Source organism: Halopseudomonas salina, from assembly GCF_014637955.1.
Classification (GTDB): Bacteria; Pseudomonadota; Gammaproteobacteria; order Pseudomonadales; family Pseudomonadaceae; genus Halopseudomonas; species Halopseudomonas salina.
Genome location: NZ_BMFF01000008.1, coordinates 113163 through 136820, shown reverse-complemented (window position 1 = coordinate 136820; position 23658 = coordinate 113163). Strand labels below are relative to the sequence as shown.

Below are 23658 nucleotides of genomic sequence, written 5' to 3'. Positions count from 1 at the left end.
TCAATCCAGATTTAGCCTTTGGCCAATCAGCCCAGGTCACCGATGGTGCCGCCTTTGCTCAGACATGCACCGGCTTCCATCGCTTTGAAGCCGTGCCCTTTGCAGGCGTTCTGGGCTTTACAGTCGTGCTCGGTGGTCGCGCAATCGGACATACCCTTACAACTGTGCACGTCATAGCAATGCACCTTGTCTGCGGCGTTAATGGCCACGCCTTTGCTGCCAGCAGGGAGCTCTGCTGCGCTTGCCGTCAAAGAGAGGATGGCGAAGGCAGCGGCGGTGGCGGCGGTCATGGTCGCTTTTTGAGAAAATGTTTTCATGCTCAGGTCCTTTTCAAACAGTGTGTTTTCAAGTGAAGGAAGTACGCGTTAGGCGCGCACTAACTGGTTCGCTCACGCCCGATCAGAAGTTACACCCGATTTTTTATTTTTCAGGTGTAACCCAATGAACACGCCCAACGAATTAGCAGATGTGCCCGCGAGGAAAGTGGCGCACTAAACCTTCAACTTATGAACAACGGTGACTGCTATGAACACGCGAACAATTGCCCGCCTTGCGGGGCTGACCCTTACTGCCACTCTGGCAAGCGGCCTGATGGCTGCGACGGCCGGTGCCGAGGAAAAAACCCCCATGGAGAAATGCTACGGTGTCGCGAAAGCCGGAGAGAACGACTGCGCTGCCGGTGCCGGTACCAGTTGCGCAGGAACCTCCACCACGGATTACCAGGGCAACGCCTGGACACTGGTGGAAGCCGGCACATGTGAAAGTATTGATACGCCCAATGGCATGGGCTCGCTTGCGCCTATAGAGGGGTAATCCAACCCATGCTATTTATTCAATGGCAAAGGGCGAGCACGGTTTACCACGCGTTACTTCGTCCGCTAACCACGCCCTTCACCGAGGGGCTGGCACTGCTTCTGGTCCGTGTAGCCCTGGCGGGCGTGTTCTGGCGCTCCGGGCGCACCAAGGTAGAAGCGGAAACTTTGATCACGATAAAGGACAGCGCCTATACACTGTTCGAGTATGAATACACTGGCCTGCCTCTGCCGGCGGAACTGGCGACACCTCTGGCCACTTACGCCGAGCATGTGTTCCCGGTTCTGTTGGTTCTGGGTCTGGCCACACGCTTCTCGGCGATGGCATTGTTGATCATGACTCTGGTCATTCAGATTTTTGTCTACCCGGAGGCTTGGTGGGCGACCCACAGCCTATGGTCCGCTATGGCCCTTGTGCTGATGGTGCGCGGAGGTGGCTGGTTGACGCTGGATGCAGCTTTGGCTCGCATGATGGAGATGATTGCACGTAAGCGCCTTGTTACATCTGCACCGCTTGAAGCTGCCAAGCGGCCACCTGCACAGGTTGAGTAATCACACAATGCAGCAGGATGAACCCACACTTGCAGGCTTGATGGCAGCCGCCCAGATGGGAGACCGAGCGGCCTACCGCACCCTCCTCAAGGAAGTGCAGCGTTGGCTGGAACGTTATTTCCGCCGCCGGGTAGCGCCGCAGCAGCTTGATGACCTGGTGCAGGAGGTGATGTTGGCCATGCACAACAAACGCGCGACCTGGGACTCATCGCGTGCGTTTCTACCCTGGTTAGCGGCCATTGCTCGCTATCGGTGGCTGGACCATTTGCGCGGCCATTATCGCGCGCCAGAGAAGCCATTGGATGATGCCGACTACGCTGCACCTGGTGAAGAAGATGCATTGCACGCCCGTTTAAGCCTGGATCGCCTGCTGGCACAGTTGCCCGATAAACAGCGAAGCGTGATTGACTTGGTTAAAATCAGCGGGCTTTCCGTTGCTGAGGCAGCGGCACGAACTGGGCAAAGCGAAAGCCTGGTCAAAATCAACGTTCACCGTGGGCTAAAACGACTGACCTCACTGGTGGAAAAGGCAAATTAATATGAAAAAAACGAACCAATCTCTGATCGATGACTTAACTGAAGACCTGCAACCCATCCACCCGGTTCTGCCGCGACAAGGGTTACTTTGGGTGGCTGCAGCCGCGCTTGCGACTCTTGTTCTAGTGGTTTTGCTATTGGGCGTATGGGAGGGGGTAACCTCCGGGAGGGCCTCGGCATTTTTCTTTATCACCAACGGCATGTTGGCCGCCCTCGGCGGCGGCGCAGCATGGACCGTGGTACATATGGCCAACCCTCAGGTCGGCAACTCCGCCCGCCCCACCCTCTGGAGCACCTTGCTACTGGCCATCATACCGGCAAGCGCGATCATCACAGAGACCGCACACGGCCGGATGGATGAGGTTATAACGGACGTTCACGGTTTTGCCTGCGCCATGCAGGGCATAGCGTTCGGTATGATTACTGCCGGCGCTCTGATTTTTTGGTTGCGCCGTGGTGCGCCTGTGTCACTTGTGGCGGCGGGCACCCTGACCGGCTTCGCCGCCGGTGCCATTGGCAGCTTTGCCTACGGTCTGTCCTGCCCGTTCGATAGCCTGGGCCATCTCGCCATATGGCACTGTATTCCGGTGGGCTTTTGCGCGCTGGCGGGGCGTTTTGCAGTACCAAAGTTAATTCGCTGGTAATTGATTAACTTGGCGCTGACTGAGCACTTGTGAAAAGCAAACAGTGTAACTTATCTCGCAATAGCAAACCTTGACCAATTGGGCTTAAAGAAAAATGTTTATCTGACCCCAACTTTTCACTCCCATGCGCAGAAGCGAGATGCCAGGAGTAAATCAGGTTCTTGTCACCCAGCCCTTTTCCGACAAGCATCGATCACGCACAATTGACGCCTTGCATACCAATCGGAAATCCTCGCACGTGACATTTCATCAACAGGTACTGCTCGTCTGCCCAGTCGCACACCAGGCTCGCTTGCCGGATATTCGCGCCTTTGCCGCAGAACGCAACATTCTTCTCCATGAATTCGACAAGAACACTTTTCTCAGCCAACCGGGGCTCTGCCTGGACCACGCCGAGCATGTGGTGGTGATTGTCGAGGACGATGACATAAGCGAATACGTTAACCAGGCCAAAACCCTGAACTTCTCGCTGGGCATCATCCCGGCCAATCCGAAAAGCCGCCTGCACCGTTGGTTTGGCATCCCGGGCAAACGCGATGACGCGCTGGCACTGGCGTTCGCTGGCAATGCCACCGCACTGGATGTGGTGCGTTGCAATAACGAGGTAGTGCTGGGCATGCTGATGCTTGGCGAAACCCCGTTCCTCGACCAGCGCAGCAAGACTTACCAAAACCGCAAGGCCTCGAACTGGCAGCACCTGCTCTACTGGCTGGCACTGGTCTGGAACAGCCTGCGCAACTTGCTGGTGATCAAGCCCTTCCCGATCACCCTGACCACCGGCAAGGACGTCACGCTGAAAACCGCGATTACCGGACTGGTAGCCATCGAGAATGACGTCAACAGCGCCGCTGCCAAACTGATCAACACCAGCATATCGGCGCAGGATCGCAAGATCTCGACAATCCTGGTTGCGCCAAAATCAGTGACCGAATACCTGGCCTTTCTACTGGCCGCCGTATTCAAGGGCGAAGCCGGGGTAAAACGTTTGCCAGCCGCGGTCAGTTATATCAAGAGCCAGCACCTCAAGCTGGAGTCATCGCAACAGCTGACCTACTTCGTTGACGGCCGGCGCCGACAGGCCAGCGTGATTGAACTTGAGCTCTATCCCGAGGCAGTGCGCATCAATACCGGTGAGATTCTTCAGGCCAGCCAGCAAGGCAACCGCCAGAGCAAGGACACCATGAGGGTCGAGAATCTGCCGACCAATGAAACACGCCTGAAAATGATCCAGAGTCACCTGCCGCTGTTCACTCGCGCGCTGGAGGATGATTTCAAGGATCTGTTTCTGCTCTTGCGCGATAATGCCCAGGCTCCTGCGCACTACATTGCGCTGATGGCGCTCAGCGTTGTTGTGGCCAGCTTCGGTCTGTTTCTCTCCAGCGCTGCGGTGATCATTGGTGCCATGGTCCTGGCACCGCTTATGGCGCCGATCATCTCTTTGGCCATGGGCTTGCTGCGAGGTGACAGGACCCTGCTGGACCGTTCGCTGTTGACCATTGGTATCGGCGTTCTGCTGGCGCTGGGTACGGCAGCCATCATCGCCCTGATTATCCCGATTGATCGCATCACCCCGGAGATGGCCGGGCGCCTTCACCCCAATCTGCTGGATCTCGGGGTTGCCATTGCTTCGGGTATTGCTGGCGGCTATGCGCATGCTCGCGAAAGCATCATGAAAAGTCTGCCCGGAGTCGCCATTGCCGTAGCCCTGGTGCCACCGCTGTCGGTGGCCGGCATCGGCATTGGCTGGTGGCAATGGGAAGTGTTCAGCGGCGCCATGCTGTTGTTTCTTACCAACCTGGTCGGCATTGCCCTTAGTGCGGCGCTGACCTTTCTGGTGCTGGGCTATGCCCCGCTGGTGCGTGCCAAGCGCGGGCTGGCGATTTCCGGCGTACTGCTACTGGCCGTATCGATTCCGCTGACACTGGCTTTTATCGACATGAACAGCCACTGGCAGATCGAACGCGACCTTAGCCGCTATGGCCTGCTGATCAATGGCAAGCCCGTCAACCTGAGCAACCTGCAAGTCAGTCGCCAGGGCGGCAGCCTGCTGGTGCGTGGCGACCTGGTTGCCGAGCAATGGCTGCAGCGTGAGGATCTCGAACAGCTGCGCGACCAACTGGAAGAAAAATGGGATCGCCCCGTTACTCTGGAACTTGGCACCCGCCTGAGCGTGCAGCACATGTCACAAGACCCCTGAATCGAGAAACGCCAAATGGTGTGATAGCCGTGTGGAGTAGCCTCCAACTTGTGAACAGTTAGGGAAACCGGGGTTTGATACCTTCTTGAAACTCAAGCGCTGCCAAAGGACTAAATGCTGGCCGCAACGCAGGCCTGCAAAGCTAACCGCTGGTACCGAGGTCTGACATGGCTTGCGCTTGGCGCGATGCTGCTGGGTGGGATGGGGGCTGCGCTTGCACACAAGCTGGGACTGGATTGGGTCGGTGGATTCGAGCGCATAACTCAGTCCGGCTATCACAGCTGGCTGCTAATCACCGCTGTCATGGGTCTCAGCCGAAGTTGGAGTCAGTCATGAGGCTGTCGGATAAGACTTAATCTCGGGGCCCGCGTAAAGCCCCGGCGAAAATATTAACCGGCATGTGTTCTTGCTACCAAAAGAGCATTTCAAGAATGACGTCACCTGGCCGACAATAGTATTGGATGTCAGCAATGATGAGGCTCTTTGCCAAGTGTGTCTCCCCACCGAAAAGCAGCGTCAAAAAGCCAACTGGCATTTCAGCAGATACTCTGGCTTGCAAAATTGCGGCTATAAACCCTTTTGTGAACCTGTCTGTGTTTGGCCGTTATCCGCTCGCAAAGGCTCTCAGCATTGTAACTGTATTTGTCGCATCGTTTGTTCGGCTCGATGAATGAACGATAAGATCAGAAGTATATCGAGGCTGATCAACTGCCATGTCGAGTCACACGGGTTTGTTTCGTTTGAACAGCAAGTACTCTCACCTTGTCCGCCGCGCCTTGCTGGCGTTCCTGTTTTGCCATGCGTTTCCAGTATATGCCGATGCCCTGTCCCTCACCTCTGACCTTACCCGCGTTCAGTTGGGACCCTATGTAGATTACATGGAAGATCCTAGCGGCACATTGACGATCGACCAGGCTCGAGCCCCCTCCTCCCGCTGGCTCAATTCCGATCAGGACATTCTCAACTTCGGTTATTCGGCCTCCGCCTATTGGCTTCGGGTCGGACTCACTCAGGCCGAGGCCCTACCCGAGACCTATCTGCTGGAGATAGCCTATCCGGTGCTGGACCATGTCGAAGTCTATATTTTCGAGAACGGCGCACAGGTGGCGTACCACTCAATGGGTGATCAGCAGCCCTACTTTCAGCGCCCGATCGACCACACCCATTTTCTCGTGCCGATAGCGCTACACCCCACTGTGATGACCAGCGTCTACTTGCGTGTCCTGAGCACATCAGCGGTCCAGGTCCCTCTGAACCTGACTCAGGAACTAACCATGGTCGAGATCAATTACAACCAGGGAATGATAAAGGCTCTTTACTACGGGGCCATGCTGATAATGGCGGTATACAACCTGTTGGTTTTCTTCTCCATTCGCGACGTCAATTATCTGTATTACGTTCTGGTAGTCGTATCGATCATGACGTTACTGGGTGGTATTCAGGGGCTGACGTTCAAATACCTATGGCCAAATACAACTGAGCTGAATGATTCCATTTTGATCGTGGCACTTAGCAGTCTGGTCATTTTTTCCGCTCTGCTTTTTCGCAGATTTCTGGATACCCCAAATACCCGACCAGTACTGGACAGGGTAATGCTGTTGATCGCGATCCTGCCCCTGTTCACGATGGCCACCGCGTTTTACCTGCCCTATCGGCCGCTGGTTCAAACAACCATAGTGCTCGCGGTAGTCGGGATAGTAGCGGGTTTCTGGGCTGCCATTGTCCGCTGGCGAGATGGGTTTGAAGCTGCCAAGTACCTTAACCTTGCCTGGACCTTCGTACTCGCTGGAGGGATTGTTTTCGCGTTCAACAAGCTCGGCATTCTCCCGCGCAACCTGTTTACCGAGAATGTCATGCAGCTCGCGACTGGCATGCAGGCGCTTCTTCTATCATTCGCGCTGGCCTACCGAATGAACTCAGAGCGCGATCTGCGGGAGAAAGCCGAACAAGAATCTACAGCCGCGCAAAAAGCATTGCTGGACCAGCAGATCAAGGCCAATGAAGATCTTGATCGGCTAGTGCAACACCGCGCTGCTGAGCTGCAGGAAGCAAACGAGAGATTGGAGGCACTTGGCGCGACAGACAGTCTGACTCTCCTACTCAACCGGCGTGCCTTTGAAGATCGCTTTCTTGTCGAATATGAGCGGGCTTACCGGAATCAATCCTCTCTCGCTGTTTTGATGGTCGATCTTGATCACTTCAAGCACATCAATGACAGCTACGGGCATCTGTTCGGCGACGTCTGTCTGACCCATGCGGCCCAGGCAATCAAGAACAGTCTCAGCCGCGCCTCCGATGTCGTCGCACGCTATGGGGGCGAGGAGTTCATCGTCATGCTGCCTGATACGGATACCCAGGGTGCAGCCTCCATCGGTCAGGCCATCCTGGACGCCCTGGCATGCATGATCGTCGATGATGGGCAATATACCGTCACCCTTACCGCAAGTATCGGGGTCGCCGCCCACATCCCCCGGAGCACATCAGACCGAGAGACGTTGTTAAAAGAAGCAGACCAGCATCTCTACCTCGCCAAGGGCAACGGCCGGAACCGCGTTGAATGGCAACCTGGGGCGCCATCCCTATGAGATGGATACGGCTTATTCTGTATTGGCTGCTGGCACTCTCGACTGCGCCACTGGCCGCGGAGCCCCCTCAACCGCTGATACTCTCTCCCGGTCAGTCATTGTTCTCCCTCAACACCCATATAGAATACCTGGAGGACAAGGAGGGCCAGCTAGGCATCGACGCGCTGCTCGCAAGCGGGCTTGAGTGGCAACCCCCCAAACGAGAGGTGCTCAGCTTCGGTTTCACCAGCTCAACCTACTGGGTTCGGTTCACCGTCTCCCGGGAATTAACGGATAACAGCCCCGCAACACCCTATGTTCTGGTGATCGGCAACGCAATTCTCGATTGGGTAGATGTGTATATCTACGAGAACGGCTCCTTGGCTGCGCATCATTCGTTAGGCGACAAGCTTCCCCATGCTCAGCGCCTCCTGGATTACCCCCACTTTGCCGTCCCGCTGAAACTGCAGCAGAGCGACACCACTACCGTGTACCTGAGGGTTCGCAGCAGCTCTTCAGTACTTATCCCTCTGCATATCTACAGCAATCAGCACCTGGTGGAGCGCAGTTACGAGAGAGCTGTGGCACAGGCATTGTTCTATGGCGCCATGCTGGTCATGGCCCTATACAATCTGCTGATACTCAAGTCGATCCGCGATGTCAGCTATTTCTATTACGCCATGATGGTGCTGTCCACTGCCGTGGTGTTTGGGGGCATCGAGGGCATCTCGTTCAAATATCTCTGGCCTGATGCTACCTGGCTGAACGACGTGGTGCCGATCATGTCAGTCGCCAGCCTGGTCGCTTTTGCCGCACTGTTTTTCCGTAGCTTCCTTCTGCTTCCACAGACGCGCCCATTTCTGGGCCGCCTGGCTCTGGGTTTTGTGTATGCCTCCGCACTCATCATGGCCGGTGCATTCATCTTGCCTTATCAACAGATGATGATGCTTGCGGTCCTGCTAGCCATTGGCGGGATCATCTGTGCTGTATGGGCCGGGTTCGCACGCTGGCTTGACGGCTTCCATGGCGCCTGGGTATTCAACCTGGCATGGGGCTGTCTACTGGTCGTGGGCATGCTGCTGGCACTTACATCCCTGGGTATCCTTCCGCTCGAGTGGTTTTCCATGCGGATCACGCAGATAGGCGCTGGTCTGCAGGCCGTTCTTTTGTCCTTTGCCCTGGCTCATCGCATGCGTTTCGAAAAACGCATGGCGGCGTTGGCTCGGCAGGATGCAGCCAAAGCGCAGCAAAAGATGCTTGAACATCAGATACAGGCTAATGAAAACCTTGATCGAATCGTCCTTGAGCGGACACTGGAGCTGGAGAAAACCCATGCCAAGCTCAGGGAGATCAGTACCACTGATGGCCTGACTCGATTGCTCAATCGGCGCGCCTTTGACGATGTTTTTCTGACTGAATACCGAAACGCCCACCGCTGCCAACGGCCGCTTGCCGTCCTTATGATCGACCTCGACCACTTCAAGCGCATCAATGATAATTACGGCCACTCCTTCGGAGACCTTTGCCTGGTCAGAACGGCCGAAGTCATTCGCGCCTGTCTACGGCATTCCGCCGATATTGCTGCCCGCTATGGTGGTGAGGAATTTATTGTTCTTCTCCCCGAGACAGACATCGAGAATGCCGTAGCCGTGGCGCAACTGATCATGGACGCCTTGAGTCGGAGCCTCGTGACTGACGAACAGCACCAACTGAGAGTCTCTGCCAGCATTGGCGTTGCCTCTGGGGTGCCCAAAGAGCTCACTGATCAGGAGGCTCTTTTGCGGGAGGCTGACCGCCAACTGTATCTCGCCAAGGAAAATGGTCGAAACACAATCGAATGGCAGAAAAACTGATTCAACGAATCCAACCCCAAGAGCGCGACGCACAGCGCTCGGAGTCTGGCTTAGCAATTTCTTTTACCCGAAATGAGGCGGCTTCGCTCCGCTTCAGCGTCGTGAAGTGCGCACGTCCAGGTAATCACGCTGGATTGCCGTTTCCAGCGCATTGACGGCGCTGACCAGCTCGTCATAGGTTTCTCTGAACCCACGCAAGGTGGCTACTTGTCGGCTATCAGGCGCCTTGCCCTGACAGACCTTAGCCATATCGGCGAGGCAACAGAGATAGTTCTTACGTGCCTGAGCAACCATTGTCAGCAGCGGGTTGAGCTCTTCAAGGCTCAATTCCGGGATGGCTGGATTGATGATGCTGCGATTGATTTCCCGGCGCTGCTTTTCCAGTTCCAGAAGTAAGCGATTATTATCGATAGCCATGTTGTTACCCTGAGTCTACAAAAAACGGATGACCCTATTATTCTCGCATTTGCAGACACTCGCGTAACGATTTACTCGTAGCCCGCATGCAGCTTTTCGATAATTAGTTCAGGCGGTTGCGGGCGGCCGAAGAAATAGCCCTGGAATCTTGTGCACCCCAGTTCCCCCAGAGCCTGTAATTGTTCCTCCTGTTCGATACCTTCCGCGATGACGTCCAGGCTCAGGGCATCGGCCAAGAGCAGAATGACTTTTACTATCGAGCGGGTTTCCGGATTGCTCAAAAGGGTCCTCACAAAGCTGATATCTATCTTCAGTTCATCGATGGGTAGCTGTCGTATGTAAGATAAGGAGGAGTACCCCGTGCCAAAGTCATCAAGGGAAAAGCGCACGCCCATAGCCCGGATTCGGGACATCTGCTGAATACTGGTTTCAATGCTCTCGGCAATAACGCTTTCGGTAACCTCAAGCATCAGTACCGATGCCGGCAGGCCGGTTTCAGCCAGGGTATTGGCTACCTTTTCGGGGAAGTTGCCCATCGCCAACTGGCTTTGGCTGATGTTCACAGAGAGCGTCCAGCTCTCTATCGAGAACTCTTTGCGCCAGCTGCTCATTTGGCTGCAGGCTTTCATCAGTATCTGATCGCTCATGGGCACTATCAGGTTCTTCTTTTCCGCCAACTCAATAAAGCTGACGGGGTTGAGTATCCCGCGTTCGGGATGGTGCCAACGGGCCAGCGCTTCAAATCCGATCAATCTGCCACTGCTATCCACCTTGGGCTGGAACCAGGGAACAATCTCGTCCCCTGCATTGAGAGCTCGGTTCAAATCCGCCGTGAGCTGGTGTTCCTCTAGCAGCTCTTTATGCATGATGTCGTCAAAGAGACTGAAGTTGTTTTTGCCTTTTTTCTTGGCGTCATACATCGCTATGTCGGCCATCCTCATCAACTCGCTCGCGCTGATTGAGTCATCGTTGAAAAGCACGAAGCCGAGACTGGTCGAGATGGGCGGACCATGGCCCAGAGTGTCCGATGGTTGCGCTGCCGCTGTGAGAAGTTGCTGAGCGGTGTTACTGACCTCTCCAAGGGCCGCGCTGTACTGCCTGTGCGACGTATTGATAACCATCAGGAACTCATCGCCTCCCAATCTTGAGATCGAATGGTGATCTGCCAGGACGCTGACAAATCGGCCAGAAATTTCGATCAATAGCTGATCACCATCATGATGGCCCAGCGTATCGTTTATCGCTTTGAAATCATCCAGATCGGTGAGCATCACGGCGCCAAAATAACCGGTTTCAGCGCAGTTGCGCAGGCAACTCTCCAGTCTCAAGGCGATCAGGCTGCGGTTTGGTAGCTTGGTCAGCGGATCGAAGTAGGCCAGATTCTCGATTTTTTCCTGATGCCGCTTCTGCTCCGAAATGTCCCTGACTATAGCGATGAAACGGGCAGGCTCGTCTTCCAGCTTGACGAGCTGCATGGAGATATCCACTGGCAGGTTGTGGCCGTTCTTGTGACGATGAAAAGTCTGGAAATTCAAACGGGGTACCTTGCCTTCCATCAGGGGCGCGATGATCTTTCTGAATTCAGGTTCGGGGTAGAGGGGTTTTAGGTCGTAGGGGTGTAACTCCAGAAGTTCGCTCTGGGTGTAACCAAGCTGGTCAACCGCACCCTGGTTCACGTAGAAGAACTGCAGGGTCTGAGCATCAAACATGAATACGCAATCGAGCGTGCTGTCGAGTGTCTTGCGAAAGCGTTTGAGGTTCAACCTGGCCTCCTCGCTTTCTGTGATGTCTTGCAAAGCGGCGACCAGCAAGCGTTCAGACCCGACCCTGGTTTCTGTAATCGCGATCTGAAGCGTAAAACGCGTGCCGTCGGCCCTCAAACCCTGGACCGCACGCAAATTACCCATGATTTTGCCGGTGGTTTTGCCTTCAGCATGGGCCTGCATGTAACCAGGATGATGATGCGCAACTTCTGGTGGCATGAGTTTGGTGATGAATTCGCCGACCAGTTCGTTTTCGGGGTATCCAAACATCTTAACAAGCGCGGGATTCACGCTCTGGATTCGCCCCTTGAGATCAGTCATGACAACCGCGTCATAGAGCGTGTCAAGGATCGCGCGATTAATATTGAAGCTGTGCTCAAGCGCTTGCTGGCTCTGATCCTCCGAAGTCCCGGCGGAGATAATCTGTTCGGCCAGCAGAGCAATACGGGGAAGGATCTCCTCTTTTGGCGTATCGGTCGGTTTTGGAGAAACGCTGAGAGCCACCAGTAGCCCCTGGTGGTCTCCCCTGCCATTGAACAGATTGACGGCCTTGAGCGTGCGGGCCGTCATGAAGGTGGATCCGGTAGTCTCACCGCTCAGTACAGCGACCGTTTCCCGCAATTCAACCTTGATAAGTTCTTTCGAGCTTCTGTCAATCAGGTCTTCGGCGGCCTGGAGATAGGATCTGATTTCTGCGGTATCGGCAGGCGTGTGTATGACCGGCTCAAGGGACTCACCCAGCACCAGAGCAAGCCACTTATCATTGGTAGTGCTCGCGGAAAGCTCGAACAGGTCTGCGATAGCTTGCCTGACCTTATGATTCATACATCGCGCCTTGTCCTTGTCTTTTATGGCTACGCGTTGTCAGTGAGCAGTGCCTATCGATCGAGAGCGACTGCGCAATGATATCAATATAGACCATTAACCAGACAAGAAGAAAACCGGAGTCAGATCAGCATTGAGACTCTATCAATCTCACCGCGCGGCGCCATACGATAGGGTGCCGCAGCATCATCTCAGCTACCTTGACGGCGTTCAGTCGCATGCCGCTTTATTGGAAATGCCCCGCTACAAGCCCAGATACTCCGCTATCAAGAATGCCTCTCCGGCGCCTTCCTGCTTCCCGAAGTAGCTGACCGGCTCGCGTGTATCGTCCTCTATATAACCCACCTCGCAATCAATGTCGTACTTTCTGGCCAGGCTGTTAAACAGATTCACCGGAAAGTTGAGGTGGATATTTTTCTTTACCGGCTGGCTGATACCCAACTGCCATTGCTCGCAGTCGTCGCTATCGCACTCATTGATCAGGGTCACATCGTTGGCTTCGTTGGCGTCAACATAAGCCGTCAGAGCCGCTAGCAGCTCTGACAAATTCTGCTTCAGTTTCTTCTCCTGCTTTTCATCAAGGCGATCACATGCGATGAGAAGGTATATGAGCATCTGTATTTCCCGGGTTGGCGGTGTTGGCAAAGAAGCAGATTCATGTATCTGCTGGCAATATCCGATAGGTTAACCTGTCGCCAGTCAAAGCGCATACCTCGACCCGTTCAGGTGCCTTTACCTCCGTAGATCTACCGCAAAAAATACAACGCATCGATGCCATTGTGCTGAACTGCATTGGTAGCTTTAATAGCAATAGGCTGCTCTCACCAGTCAATTCAATATCAGGGAAATTAGCCATGCTCTATTCAGGACAATGCTTGTGCGGTGCCATCCGCTATCAACTTGACGGGGAGCCCCAGACGGCAGCCCTTTGCCATTGCCGAGATTGTCAGCGAAGCGCCGGCGCGCCGATGGTGGCCTGGGCCATGTTTGCGGAGAGCGCGTTGACTCTCACACAGGGCCAGCCCAAGACAATTAACTCTTCAGGTACCGCAATGCGCAGCTTCTGCCCCGATTGTGGCAGTGGATTGTTTTACCGCAATGCGGCGGTGCTGCCAGAGATCGTTGACGTACAGATTGCGACTCTGGACGATCCAGAGGCGCTGCCTCCGGCGGTACAGATACAGACGGCCGAGCGGCTTCACTGGATGTTGCAGGTTCAGGAGCTGCCCGAGTTCGAGCGATTCCCCTCTTGAGGCTGGTAGCCAACCTGCGCATCTGACCCCTTCAGTCAGATGCGCCCAGCCTGGAAAGAGGTGAAACCTAGTCCAGCCTGACCACCACACGCCCGACCATCTTGCCACCCAGGATGCGTTCAATCTCGGCTGGCAAGTCATCCAGACCGACTTCGTGCTCAAGAGCGTGCAGATCAGTTTTCCATTGCACGGAAAGACGATCCCACATGGAAGCCTTGACGACCAGGGGCTGCTCTACCGAGTCCACGCCCAGCAGATTCACGTTCCGCAGGATGAACGGCAGTACGCTGCCCTGGAACTGGGTGCCAGCGGTCAGACCGCAGGTGACGACGCTGGCGCCGTAACGTAGTGATTTGACCACGTTGAACAGAATGTCGCCGCCTACTGTATCCACTGCACCAGCCCACTGCTCCTTGAGCATGGGTTTTTCCTTGCCAGCTTCGAGCGCTGTACGATCAACGATCTGACTGGCGCCGAGCTTGCGCAGAAAGTCTGCCTGCAGAGCCTTGCCGGTAGATGCAGCAACCTCATAACCCAGACCCGCCAGCATGGATACGGCAATACTCCCCACCCCGCCGGTGGCACCGGTAACAAGCACCGGCCCCTGATCGGGCGCCAGCCCAGCCTGTTCGAGCTTGTCGATGCACAGCGCCGCTGTCAGGCCTGCGGTACCCAGCAGCATGCTGTCGCGCAGCGACAGGCCTTCGGGACGCTTGAGTACCCAGGCTGCGGGTACGCGAATGTACTGACCGTAGCCACCAGAGGTGTTCATGCCCAGGTCATAGCCCGTTACTATCACCTCATCGCCTACGTTTATCTCCGGGACCGCCGAAGCCTCGACGACTCCAGCGGCATCAATGCCTGGCGTGTGCGGGAAGCTTTTGGTGACCCCCTTGTTGCCAGAGGCAGAAAGCGCATCCTTGAAGTTCAGCGAGGAATACTTGACGCGAATCAGCACTTCGCCGGCGGGCAGGTCATCGACATGCCGAGTGGTCACCTTGGAAACATACTTGCCGTCTTCTTCACTGACGACCAGAGCCTTGAATTCAGACATGTTTTTCTCCTACCAGAAACGCTGATTGTGGAAGCGTGACACCCAAGTCAAAAGCAGCCGGTCAACAGTGGCAGACATGCCCGCCGACAACTTGTCCTGTAGCCGCTTGCGATGCACATAATGCACTTCAAAGACGTCCGCTTCGTGGATCATGCGACTAATGTACTGATCACTGGTAGAAATTTCATCCGCCAGGGATTTTTCCAACGCCTCGGTGCCAAACCAGATTTCTCCGGTAGCCACCTCGGCAACGTCCAGCTGCGGGCGGTACTGGCCCACGAAGGATTTGAACAGGCGATGGATATTTTCCAGGTCTTCCTGGAATTTCTCACGGCCCTTTTCGGTATTCTCACCAAACAACGTCAACGTGCGCTTGTACTCACCCGCCGTCAGCATTTCGTAATCCACATCGTGTTTCTTCAAAACACGGTTGAAGTTCGGCATCTGCGCGACCACGCCGATAGAACCGAGAATCGCGAAGGGCGCTGCCAGCACTTTGTTGCCGATACAGGCCATCATGTAACCGCCACTGGCAGCGACCTTGTCCACGCACACTGTTAGCGGCACACCGGCATCGCGAATTCGCACCAATTGTGAGGCGGCCAGGCCGTAGGCGTGCACCATACCCCCACCGCTCTCGAGCTTGATGACGACTTCATCTTTATCCGTGGCCAGCTCCAGCAAGGCGGTCACCTCGTGGCGCAGGTTATCCAGGGCGCTGGCCTTGATGTCACCATCAAAGTTCAACACATAGACACGCTTGCCTGTTTCAGTGGATTTCTCTTTTGCCTTGGCTTTTGCCTTGCGGCTCTTGAGCAGCGTTTTCAAAGCTGCCTTGTTCAGCACCGCGTGCTCAAGCTTCTCCGTCATGCGTAGCAACTGCTGATTCAGGGGGACTACGGTCAGCGTGCCCTCTTCGCGTTTATTGCGCTGCTTGAGCGAAGCAATCATTGCGACAATCAGAAACGCCGCCATTACAAAGGTAAATGCCTTTGCGAGAAACATCGTGTATTCAGCAAGCCATTCCACAAGCGCACTCCAGCCAATAACAGGGGGTTGAAAATAATATAAACAAGCATACAGGATGAACCGATGCGGGGGCGCTGAGGTACCACAAGATGATTCAAACAAGCGTATGGTTTTCTGTTGACACACTCCACGCCGCCCCATACCCTCGTGTCTTGTTAACAAGACAGGTGACATCGTGGGTAGCATCTATCTGATTCGGCACGGCCAGGCTTCCCTGGGTGCAGCAAACTACGACGTACTCTCCGATATGGGCATAAAACAGTCCAAATTACTCGGTCAGTTCGCGCATTCCAGCGGCCTCAAGTTCGACCGCTCCTATTCGGGCGAGATGCAGCGCCAGATCGATACCGGCCGCCACGCCCTCGCGGAAATGCCCGGCTCTGGAACAGACATTCTGATCGAGCCGGCATTCAACGAGTATGCCGCCGACGAGGTCATGCGCACCTACTTGCCGCACCTTGAGCAAAGCGAACCCAAGGCCCGTTACTTTGTCGAGAACGCCGGCGAGTACCGCAAGGAGTTCCAGAAAGTATTCAGCAAGGTAATCACCATGTGGATTACCGAGCAGAACGAAGTGCCTGGTTGTGAGCCCTGGTCCGCTTTTGTTGCTCGCGTGAAGGCAGGCTTGAGTCGTGTCATGGAGCAGGCAGGCCGCGGCGAGAATATTGCCATTTTTACTTCGGGCGGCACCATTACCGCTGCCCTGCAACTGATCACGGATATGCCAGCCACCAGCGCTTTCGAGCTGAACTGGCAAATAGTGAATACCTCTGTAAGCCGTCTACAATATGGTAGAAGCAAAGTCAGTCTGGCCTCGTTCAACAGCCAGGCGCACCTTGACGTACACCAGCAGCCAGACTGGGTCACTTACAGATAACCAATGGCGCCAGGTTTCTACCTGCTGCTTTCAAGCATCAAAACAAGGACTTAGACATGAGCAACGTTGCAGAAATTACCCAGAAGATGGAAGAGAAGTTTAACCCGTCCGCCGCTGCCGGTCTGGACCTGGTTTTCCAGTTCAACATCGAAGACGACAGCAACTTCAACGTCACCATCAAGGACGGCACCTGCGCCATCGCCCAGGGCGATGCCTCTGCACCCAACGTTACCCTGATCATGGATAGCGACACCCTGAACGGTGTAATGACCGGTGAGACCGACGGCATGCAAGCTTTCATGGCTGGCAAGCTGCGCGCCGAAGGCGACATGATGCTGGCTCTGAAACTGGGCGAACTCTTCCCCGCGTAAGAAGCAAAAGCAGCACAAGAAACCGGAGCCCAGCTCCGGTTTTTTATGTTCGGGGTTTGTTCAAGCTGCGAAGTGTCCTGAAACTCTAAATGGATCCCCGCGTTCGCGAGGATGACGTTTGGGGGAGAGCTCGGCTGTTTTCTGACACTCCGACTGGATCCCCGCCTTCGCGAGGATGACGTTTGGGCGAGAGCTCAGCTGTTTTCTGACACTCCGCCTGGATCCCCGCCTTCGCGAGGATGACGATTGGGGAGAAGCTGGTATTTCCCTGAGGCACCGTTTGGGTCCGGCACTCGCGAAGATGGCGCCTAACGAAAAACCGTCATTCCCGCGAAGGCGCGAATCCAAGCGGTCTCGGTACTAACCGCGCATCCTGATAGCTGACTCAATCTTCTGAACTTGAACTTGAACTTGAACTTGGACAGCACGCTATCAGCCACGCAAAAGCCCAAGAAGCGTCCCGGCTGGTCAGGGTGGAGAAAGTGTCTGAAACAGGGACGTTTCTGACAAGCCTACAAGGACGTATTCACGGCGTCTTTCGCAACCCTGCCCAACCGGGGTGCACAGACACCGTGCTAGCCGAAAACAACCCCGCAAAATAGCCCCAACCAATCCCCCAACAACACGAACCCTGATAACCCCATTCAAACGAGCGTTTGGCTTGTTACAAACCGCGGCCTGCATTAGATTAGCTGATTGTCCATGACCACCATTATAAGGAAAGCCATGAGCGCAACAGACCAGGCTACCCAGATCCGCGAAGGCGAAGAGCTCGACGTACAGGCCGTAGACCAGTACCTCAAGAGCCAGATCCCGGGTCTTGAAGGCACCCCGACCATCACCCAGTTTCCCGGCGGCGCGTCCAACCTGACCTATCTGGTCGCCTACCCCGATCAGGAATTTGTACTGCGTCGTCCACCGTTTGGCAAAAAAGCCAAATCCGCCCACGACATGGGCCGCGAATACCGGATTCTCAAGCAGCTGGGCGAAGGCTTCCCCTATTGCCCCAAGGTCTATGCCTACTGCACAGACGATAGCGTGATCGGCGACGAGTTCTACGTGATGGAGCGCATCGAAGGCGTGATTCTGCGCTCCGAGCTGCCAGACGACCTGGGCCTGGATGAGACAAAGACGCGGGAGCTGTGCAAGAGCTTTATCGACAAGTTCGTCGATCTGCACAATCTCGATTACGAGGCCTGTGGCCTGGGCGACCTGGGCAAGCCCGAGGGCTACGTGAAGCGTCAGATTGAAGGCTGGATCGACCGCTATCAGAAAGCCGCCACGCCGGATGCCCCGGACTGGAAAGCCGTAATGCAATGGCTGCGCGACAAGATGCCTGCCGACCACCACAAGCCTGGCCTGGTGCATAACGATTACCGCTTCGACAACGTCATCCTCGACCCGAACAACCCGATGGAGATCATCGGCGTGCTGGACTGGGAAATGACCACCATCGGTGATCCTCTGATGGATCTGGGCAACACCCTGGCCTACTGGATTCAGGCCGATGATCCGCAGCCTGTGCAGCTGATGCGCCGCCAGCCAAGCCATGCGCCCGGCATGCTGACCCGTCAGGAGTTTGCTGATTACTACGCAGAAAAAGCCGGCATCGAGATCCCGAATCTGGATTACTACTATACCTACGGGCTGTTCCGGTTAGCCGGCATCATGCAGCAGATCTACTACCGTTTTTACCATGGCCAGACCAAGGACAAGCGTTTCGGCAGCTTCATTCACATGAACAAGCTGCTGGAACAGACCAGCCTGGCTGTGATCGCCAAATCCACTCTCTAACCCTTTGAAGAGGACGCTAATATGCAGAAGACACAACTGTTTGATCTGGATGGCAAGGTAGCACTGGTCACCGGTGCCAGCCGCGGAATCGGCGAGTCCATCGCCCGACTGCTGGCTCAGCAGGGCGCCCATGTCATCGTTTCCAGCCGCAAGATTGAAGGTTGCCAGGAAGTGGCTGATTCCATCGTTGCCGCCGGCGGCAAGGCAACAGCCGTTGCCTGTCACATCGGTGAAATGGCGCAGATCACCGCGGCCATCGAGAAAATTCGCGCTGATTTCGGCAAGCTGGATATTCTGGTCAACAACGCTGCCACCAACCCCTACTTCGGCAACGTGCTGGACACCGATCTGACCGCATTCCAGAAGACCGTAGATGTGAACATCCGCGGCTACTTCTTCATGTCTGTAGAGGCAGGCAAGCTGATGCGTGAAAACGGCAGCGGCACTATCCTCAACGTAGCCTCAGTGAACGGCAGAGTGCCTGGCGACATGCAGGGGATCTACTCGATCACCAAGGCAGCCGTCATCAACATGACCCAGGTGTTTGCCAAGGAATGCGCCCAGTTCGGCATTCGCTGCAACGCCCTGTTGCCAGGTCTGACTGATACCAAGTTTGCTTCGGCGCTGACCACCAATGACTCGATTCTGAAAATGGCACTGCAGCGTATCCCGCTGCGCCGCGCAGCGGATCCGAGCGAAATGGCCGGCACTGTGTTGTATCTGGTAAGCGAAGCCTCAAGCTACACCACCGGTGCAGCTATCAATGTTGACGGCGGCATGCTCGCCTGAGTCGTTGGCTGGTCCGGCGCCCGCCGGACCGGCGTTCCTTCTACTGTGAACGCTGCATGGCGTTCATTGCCTGCCGATTCATGGGTACCGGGGTCAATCCCGTTTCACCAATCTCGATCCCGAAACGAGCGCCCTCAGCCATGGGTATGAAACGCACCACAAATGCGTCAGTTTCAAGCAGCGCCCCACTATCGAGTCTATCCAGCCATTGCCAGGCATCGCGCCAGGCGGGTGTTTCATGCAACACGCCGGTGTACTCTGCAGAAGCCAGCCCCCGCTGCTGTTCAAGGGTCAGATAACGGCCCGTAAGCCGGTGCAGCCGGTAACCGTCCTGCAGGCCAATGGCATGGGCCAGACCACTCCACCGCAGGACCTGGGCGTCAAGCTGCCACAGGTCACCCTCGAGGACAATCGACCGAGGCTCGGTACCCGCCGAAAAAAGCAGCTCGTACTGCTGGGGCCCCACCTTGCGAAACTCCAGGGTAGCTACGTTGGCGCCGGGGTCGAGCGTCTTAAACTGTTGAATCTCCCAGGCCACGATCCCCAGGGCGCAGGCGAACAGAACACCCAGCAGAAGCAGATTGCCCTTGAGCCAGGGCAATAGCCAGGAAAGACGCCAGCCGGCTCGAACAACGGCAAACAGCATGAGCGCAACAATGACCAGTACCAGACCGGCCAGACCGTAGTACTGCATGGTAGCTCCTGTGTTTTCTCAGGCCGGAACGGGCGGGAGGGGTTGACCGTCAAGACGGGCCAGGTGACAGTCGATCAGCCAGCGGGATATGGTTCCCTGGGGTGGGATCCCCGGCAACTGATCAACCGGCCACCATTCAGCTTCCTCTATCTCGCCCGGCTGGGGCACTATCTGACCGCCGACATAGCGAGCATGGAAGCCCATCATCAACGAGTTCGGAAAAGGCCAGTTCTGGCTGCCCAGATATTCCAGCTGATCGACCTCAAGGCCCACCTCCTCCATGACCTCACGGTGCAAACATTCTTCGACCGACTCGCCCGGCTCGATGAAGCCTGCCAGAGTGCTGAAGAAGCCCGGACGAAAGTGCGGGGCGCGGGCCAGTAGAACTTCGTTATCGCGGTGAATGAGCACGATGATACAGGGCGCCAGTTTGGGATACTGGCGTAGGTCACACTGCGTGCATTCCATGGCGCGTTCTTCGCCCCGCGGTTGCATGGGGGCGGAGCAGCGGCCACAGAACCGATGACTGTCATACCAGGCGTCAAGCTGCTGGGCCAGGCCGAGCAAGCGGAACAGGTCATCATCAACCTGGCCGATCAAACCACGCAGACCGTGCCAGGTGAGACCCGGCACCTGTGCCGGATCGCTGATACGCAGCATATGACAGGGCTTGTCATCAAGGTGCCCGAGCAACAACTGATGTTCAACATTGCCGAGAAATCGCACAGCGTCAGGCTCAAGCAGGAAACGCCCCTGCAGCATTCCGAACTGCTGTTCATGGTAGATCACTACCCAGTCCTGATCGTCTATCCTCGACGTTCGAGTAGCTGGCACAAAACGTTTTGAAGTCAAACTCATGCTGCTCAAGCTCCCGCAACCTGGTAACCGAGTTCAGCCAGGCTCTCTTCCGCCATGGCCAGAACCTCGGTGTTGGCGACGACCGAACGCTCGGCTGATTCAAGATAAAATTCAATACCGGTGAGGGCGTCTGCCAACACCTCCAACTGCTGCGCCTGAGGTGGCGCCTGCTGTTCCAGCATGTTTTTCTGAACAAAACATGCCGACTGGTGAATGATATTGCCCGCTCGACTCATGCCGAGGAAAATCAGACCGCCGCGCACCGATTCCAGCGTAGAGGGCACGTTCATCAGGTGCATCAGGTCGTTGCCTGATTCCATATAAGCGGTGATGGCGCGCTTGGCCAGAGACAGCCCCGCCTGGGACTCCTCGATCAAGACGATACGCGCCTCCCGCAGCTCTACCGGCTCGCCGCTGGAGGCCGGCCCGGCACCCGGCGCCGGCCCCACGTCACTGCCCTTTTCATCCAGGCGATTGACGGCTGTCTCGGCCTGCAACACCGCGTCGGCGACCTTTTCCAGCAACGGCATATCGTTGGCTTGCCAGCTCCGCAACTGCAGAGCGGCATCCTCTATGCCACTGGCGACCTCTTTGAGGTCAAGCATGGCTAGGGTTTTCCACAAGCGTTGCAACGCAGCAGCCAGGGTGTCCAGGGATTGCTCGGCGTCGCCTGCATTGCGTGCCAGAAGGTCCAGCAGATCCTTGATCGCAGTGATCTCCTCACGCAGGGCATCGGCAACCGAGCGCATCACATCCACACCCGGCCCCCGCAAACGCAGAAAGGCTGACTCCAGCTCCACTTCGGTGTAGCCGGTGTCTGGCAGGTTCAGAGCTTGCCTGGCCTCGTTGCAGCGCTCACAGCTGGCATCACCCATGGCGACCAGGTAGAGCAGCTCGCGTAGCAGATGCGGATGAGATTCCAGCCCTGCGGAGGAGCCTGCGCTCCGTTCCCGGATAACACGATCGATCCGTGCAAAAAGTTTCTTGCGCGACGCAGTCAGCTGTAGAGGGGTCTGTTCAATCGCTTCCAGGGCGGCAGCAGCGGCCCAGCACAGAGTAGCGGCCTCGCGATCAAGGCGGTTTTCCCAACGCTGCAAGGCACGCAGCATCAGCGGGGCCGAGCCAGCTACCCCCTCTCCGCGGATAATGCCCAGCAGACCCAGTTGATACATCTGTCGCAGGCGATTGAAGGTGCGTTTGTCCAGGGGCTCTGCCGAGTCACTGCCACGTAGATCAAGGGGTAGCTCGGCAGCGGAAAGCGCGTAGAAGTGACTTTCCGGATAAGGCGCAACGCCAGAACGGTGTGAGCGGAGTTGATTGATGGCCGGCAACAATAATTCAGGGCGTTCGAAACCCTGATGACGGCACTGCTGAAGATAGCGCTCCAGCAGGAAAAGACCATCACACAGGGCAGAAAGAGGCTCGTTGCGATCATCGCCCTCGTGCTCGGGAATATCGGTTGCAAGAGCGATCATCTCTGTCAGCAGCAGCGCCGCACCGCGAAGTTCGATGAGCTGCAGAGTGCCGCGCAACTGGTGCAGGCCTTCGATCGCCTGCTGCAGCAGACTGCCGTTATGTCGATCCTCGAGAAACTGCTGCAGCAGATCCTCGACCTCGCCCATGCTGGCAAAAAGTTCTTCCCTGACAAGATCCAGTGATGTGGCACCCGTTAGCATCGCGTTTTCTCCTAACTTCCCTGCCGTCAGCCAGACGCCTTATCAATCAGCGAATTCAGCTGTTTTCTTGGCCATGTGGGCTGCCATTGCCAGCTTCATGTCTTCTGACTGAAGCATGGCTGCGTTCCAGGTGGCAATGTAGTTGAGGCCGTCTTCGACACTGTGATCACGACTATAGCGAATCATTTCCTTGGTGCCCCGAATGGCCAGCGGCGATTTGCTGGCAATCTCGTTGGCGATGGCCATGACTGAGCTCATCAGTTTTTCATGGTCAGGCTGAATACTGTTGACCAGGCCCATTGCCGCAGCCTCATTACCGTCAAAGGCGCGCCCGGTATAGGCCAGCTCCCGCATCATGCCATCCCCTATGAGGTGCGGCAATCTCTGCAAGGTGCCTACATCTGCAGCCATGCCCATGTCGATTTCCTTGATTGAAAAATGCGCGTCGGCAGTGGAATAACGCATGTCGCAGGCAGAAATCAGATCGATCGCGCCGCCAATACAATAGCCATGGATTGCGGCAATGACCGGCTTTCGGCACTGATCGACCGCATTGAAGGAAGCCTGAAGGCGCAGGACGTTGCGGCGGATAATTTCAGCGTTGCGGCCAATGTCCGTGGTCATCTTGTGCGATGCGCCAGCCAGCATCATCAGATCAATACCTGCAGAAAAATGCTTGCCGGCGCCCGAAACTACCACCACCCGTACACTATCTGTCTGATCTATCCAATCAAACGCTGCAATGATCTCTTCCCAGAACAACGCGTTCATCGCATTGATCTTTTCCGGGCGATTGATCTGGACGTGCGCAACGCTGGCATGCTGTTCAACCAGTAACGTTTGGTACTCGGGCATATATATGTACTCCGGCAGTGGTATTGCCACACTGGGGCAACGGCGTATAACTCAAGACTGTTACAAAAGGCTGAATATAACAAGTATATGGATCAACGGCATAGCCGATCATTCTGACGCGAGAGGTTACTAACTGCTCAATGACGACGTCTGCTGTATGATTGCGTGCGGAAAATCCATCCAGGCGCACGGTTACAGGCCGCCAGGATCGAGGAACACTCTGAATAACGTCTCGGGAATACCC

At 55.9% G+C, this 23658-nt stretch carries 22 protein-coding genes; 12 read left to right on the top strand and 10 right to left on the bottom strand.

Annotation, left to right across the window (positions count from 1 at the left end; all coding sequences use genetic code 11):
* Positions 1 to 26: 26 nt before the first annotated feature.
* Positions 27 to 317: a BufA2 family periplasmic bufferin-type metallophore gene (bufA2, locus tag IEV54_RS15805; protein ID WP_188434482.1), complete on the bottom strand. Its 291-nt coding sequence runs from the start codon at positions 315 to 317 to the stop codon at positions 27 to 29.
* 208 nt (positions 318 to 525) lie between these two features.
* Between bufA2 and IEV54_RS15800 the strand changes: the two genes are divergently transcribed.
* From IEV54_RS15800 to IEV54_RS15770, 7 genes are all read left to right on the top strand, one after another.
* Positions 526 to 813, top strand: a complete 288-nt coding sequence (locus IEV54_RS15800; protein ID WP_150279109.1) for a BufA1 family periplasmic bufferin-type metallophore — start codon at positions 526 to 528, stop codon at positions 811 to 813.
* Positions 814 to 821: 8 nt separating this feature from the next.
* Entirely contained in the window at positions 822 to 1364 is a 543-nt protein-coding gene (locus tag IEV54_RS15795; RefSeq protein ID WP_150279108.1) for a DoxX family protein, read from the top strand.
* A gap of 7 nt (positions 1365 to 1371) precedes the next feature.
* Complete coding sequence (locus IEV54_RS15790) at positions 1372 to 1902, top strand: sigma-70 family RNA polymerase sigma factor (RefSeq protein WP_150279107.1); 531 nt, start codon at positions 1372 to 1374, stop codon at positions 1900 to 1902.
* A gap of 1 nt (position 1903) precedes the next feature.
* The gene (locus tag IEV54_RS15785) at positions 1904 to 2545 is read left to right on the top strand and encodes a DUF1109 domain-containing protein (RefSeq protein WP_150279106.1); all 642 of its coding nucleotides are present in this window, start codon (positions 1904 to 1906) and stop codon (positions 2543 to 2545) included.
* A gap of 238 nt (positions 2546 to 2783) precedes the next feature.
* Positions 2784 to 4742 carry a DUF389 domain-containing protein gene (locus IEV54_RS15780; protein ID WP_188434481.1) on the top strand — a complete coding sequence of 653 codons (1959 nt, stop codon included), beginning with the start codon at positions 2784 to 2786 and terminating at the stop codon, positions 4740 to 4742.
* A 713-nt stretch (positions 4743 to 5455) separates the two neighbouring features.
* Positions 5456 to 7327 carry a sensor domain-containing diguanylate cyclase gene (locus tag IEV54_RS15775; protein WP_150279104.1) on the top strand — a complete coding sequence of 624 codons (1872 nt, stop codon included), beginning with the start codon at positions 5456 to 5458 and terminating at the stop codon, positions 7325 to 7327.
* Complete coding sequence (locus IEV54_RS15770) at positions 7324 to 9159, top strand: sensor domain-containing diguanylate cyclase (protein ID WP_188434480.1); 1836 nt, start codon at positions 7324 to 7326, stop codon at positions 9157 to 9159. Before IEV54_RS15775 ends, IEV54_RS15770 begins: the two co-directional genes overlap by 4 nt.
* A 93-nt stretch (positions 9160 to 9252) precedes the next feature.
* Here IEV54_RS15770 and IEV54_RS15765 read toward each other — a convergent pair whose 3' ends face one another.
* The 3 genes from IEV54_RS15765 to IEV54_RS15755 all read right to left on the bottom strand — a co-directional run bounded on the left by IEV54_RS15765 (position 9253) and on the right by IEV54_RS15755 (position 12779).
* Entirely contained in the window at positions 9253 to 9576 is a 324-nt protein-coding gene (locus IEV54_RS15765; RefSeq protein WP_150279102.1) for a hypothetical protein, read from the bottom strand.
* Positions 9577 to 9647: 71 nt separating this feature from the next.
* Entirely contained in the window at positions 9648 to 12164 is a 2517-nt protein-coding gene (locus IEV54_RS15760; RefSeq protein ID WP_150279101.1) for a sensor domain-containing protein, read from the bottom strand.
* Positions 12165 to 12407: 243 nt separating this feature from the next.
* The gene (locus IEV54_RS15755; RefSeq protein WP_150279100.1) at positions 12408 to 12779 is read right to left on the bottom strand and encodes a hypothetical protein; all 372 of its coding nucleotides are present in this window, start codon (positions 12777 to 12779) and stop codon (positions 12408 to 12410) included.
* A 239-nt stretch (positions 12780 to 13018) separates the two neighbouring features.
* On the opposite strand from IEV54_RS15755, the gene IEV54_RS15750 reads away from it, so the two are divergent.
* Positions 13019 to 13417: a GFA family protein gene (locus IEV54_RS15750; RefSeq protein WP_150279099.1), complete on the top strand. Its 399-nt coding sequence runs from the start codon at positions 13019 to 13021 to the stop codon at positions 13415 to 13417.
* Positions 13418 to 13484: 67 nt separating this feature from the next.
* Here IEV54_RS15750 and IEV54_RS15745 read toward each other — a convergent pair whose 3' ends face one another.
* A complete protein-coding gene (locus IEV54_RS15745) occupies positions 13485 to 14471 on the bottom strand; it encodes a YhdH/YhfP family quinone oxidoreductase (protein ID WP_150279098.1) in 987 nt (328 codons plus the stop codon).
* 9 nt (positions 14472 to 14480) lie between these two features.
* Positions 14481 to 15500 carry a protease SohB gene (sohB, locus tag IEV54_RS15740; RefSeq protein ID WP_150279097.1) on the bottom strand — a complete coding sequence of 340 codons (1020 nt, stop codon included), beginning with the start codon at positions 15498 to 15500 and terminating at the stop codon, positions 14481 to 14483.
* Between the two features lie 175 nt (positions 15501 to 15675).
* Between sohB and IEV54_RS15735 the strand changes: the two genes are divergently transcribed.
* The 4 genes from IEV54_RS15735 (at position 15676) to IEV54_RS15720 (ending at position 19331) form a co-directional block, all read left to right on the top strand.
* Complete coding sequence (locus IEV54_RS15735; protein WP_150279096.1) at positions 15676 to 16377, top strand: histidine phosphatase family protein; 702 nt, start codon at positions 15676 to 15678, stop codon at positions 16375 to 16377.
* Positions 16378 to 16433: 56 nt separating this feature from the next.
* Positions 16434 to 16748 (top strand): SCP2 sterol-binding domain-containing protein, encoded by a 315-nt coding sequence (locus IEV54_RS15730; protein ID WP_150279095.1) that lies wholly within the window; start codon positions 16434 to 16436, stop codon positions 16746 to 16748.
* Between the two features lie 726 nt (positions 16749 to 17474).
* Positions 17475 to 18542, top strand: coding sequence for a phosphotransferase family protein (locus IEV54_RS15725; protein WP_150279094.1), 1068 nt, complete (start codon positions 17475 to 17477; stop codon positions 18540 to 18542).
* 21 nt (positions 18543 to 18563) lie between these two features.
* On the top strand, positions 18564 to 19331 hold the full coding sequence (locus IEV54_RS15720; protein ID WP_150279093.1) for an SDR family oxidoreductase: 768 nt from the start codon (positions 18564 to 18566) through the stop codon (positions 19329 to 19331).
* A gap of 40 nt (positions 19332 to 19371) precedes the next feature.
* Here the strand turns inward: IEV54_RS15720 and IEV54_RS15715 are convergent, their stop codons facing one another.
* Genes IEV54_RS15715 through IEV54_RS15700 form a run of 4 tightly spaced genes read right to left on the bottom strand, consistent with a single transcriptional unit; the run spans position 19372 to position 23414 of the window.
* The gene (locus IEV54_RS15715) at positions 19372 to 20025 is read right to left on the bottom strand and encodes a hypothetical protein (protein WP_150279092.1); all 654 of its coding nucleotides are present in this window, start codon (positions 20023 to 20025) and stop codon (positions 19372 to 19374) included.
* An 18-nt stretch (positions 20026 to 20043) separates the two neighbouring features.
* The gene (gene nudC, locus IEV54_RS15710) at positions 20044 to 20883 is read right to left on the bottom strand and encodes an NAD(+) diphosphatase (RefSeq protein ID WP_150279091.1); all 840 of its coding nucleotides are present in this window, start codon (positions 20881 to 20883) and stop codon (positions 20044 to 20046) included.
* A 5-nt stretch (positions 20884 to 20888) separates the two neighbouring features.
* Positions 20889 to 22559 carry a FimL-related protein gene (locus tag IEV54_RS15705; RefSeq protein WP_150279090.1) on the bottom strand — a complete coding sequence of 557 codons (1671 nt, stop codon included), beginning with the start codon at positions 22557 to 22559 and terminating at the stop codon, positions 20889 to 20891.
* Positions 22560 to 22601: 42 nt separating this feature from the next.
* On the bottom strand, positions 22602 to 23414 hold the full coding sequence (locus IEV54_RS15700; protein WP_150279089.1) for a crotonase/enoyl-CoA hydratase family protein: 813 nt from the start codon (positions 23412 to 23414) through the stop codon (positions 22602 to 22604).
* Positions 23415 to 23658 lie beyond the last annotated feature (244 nt).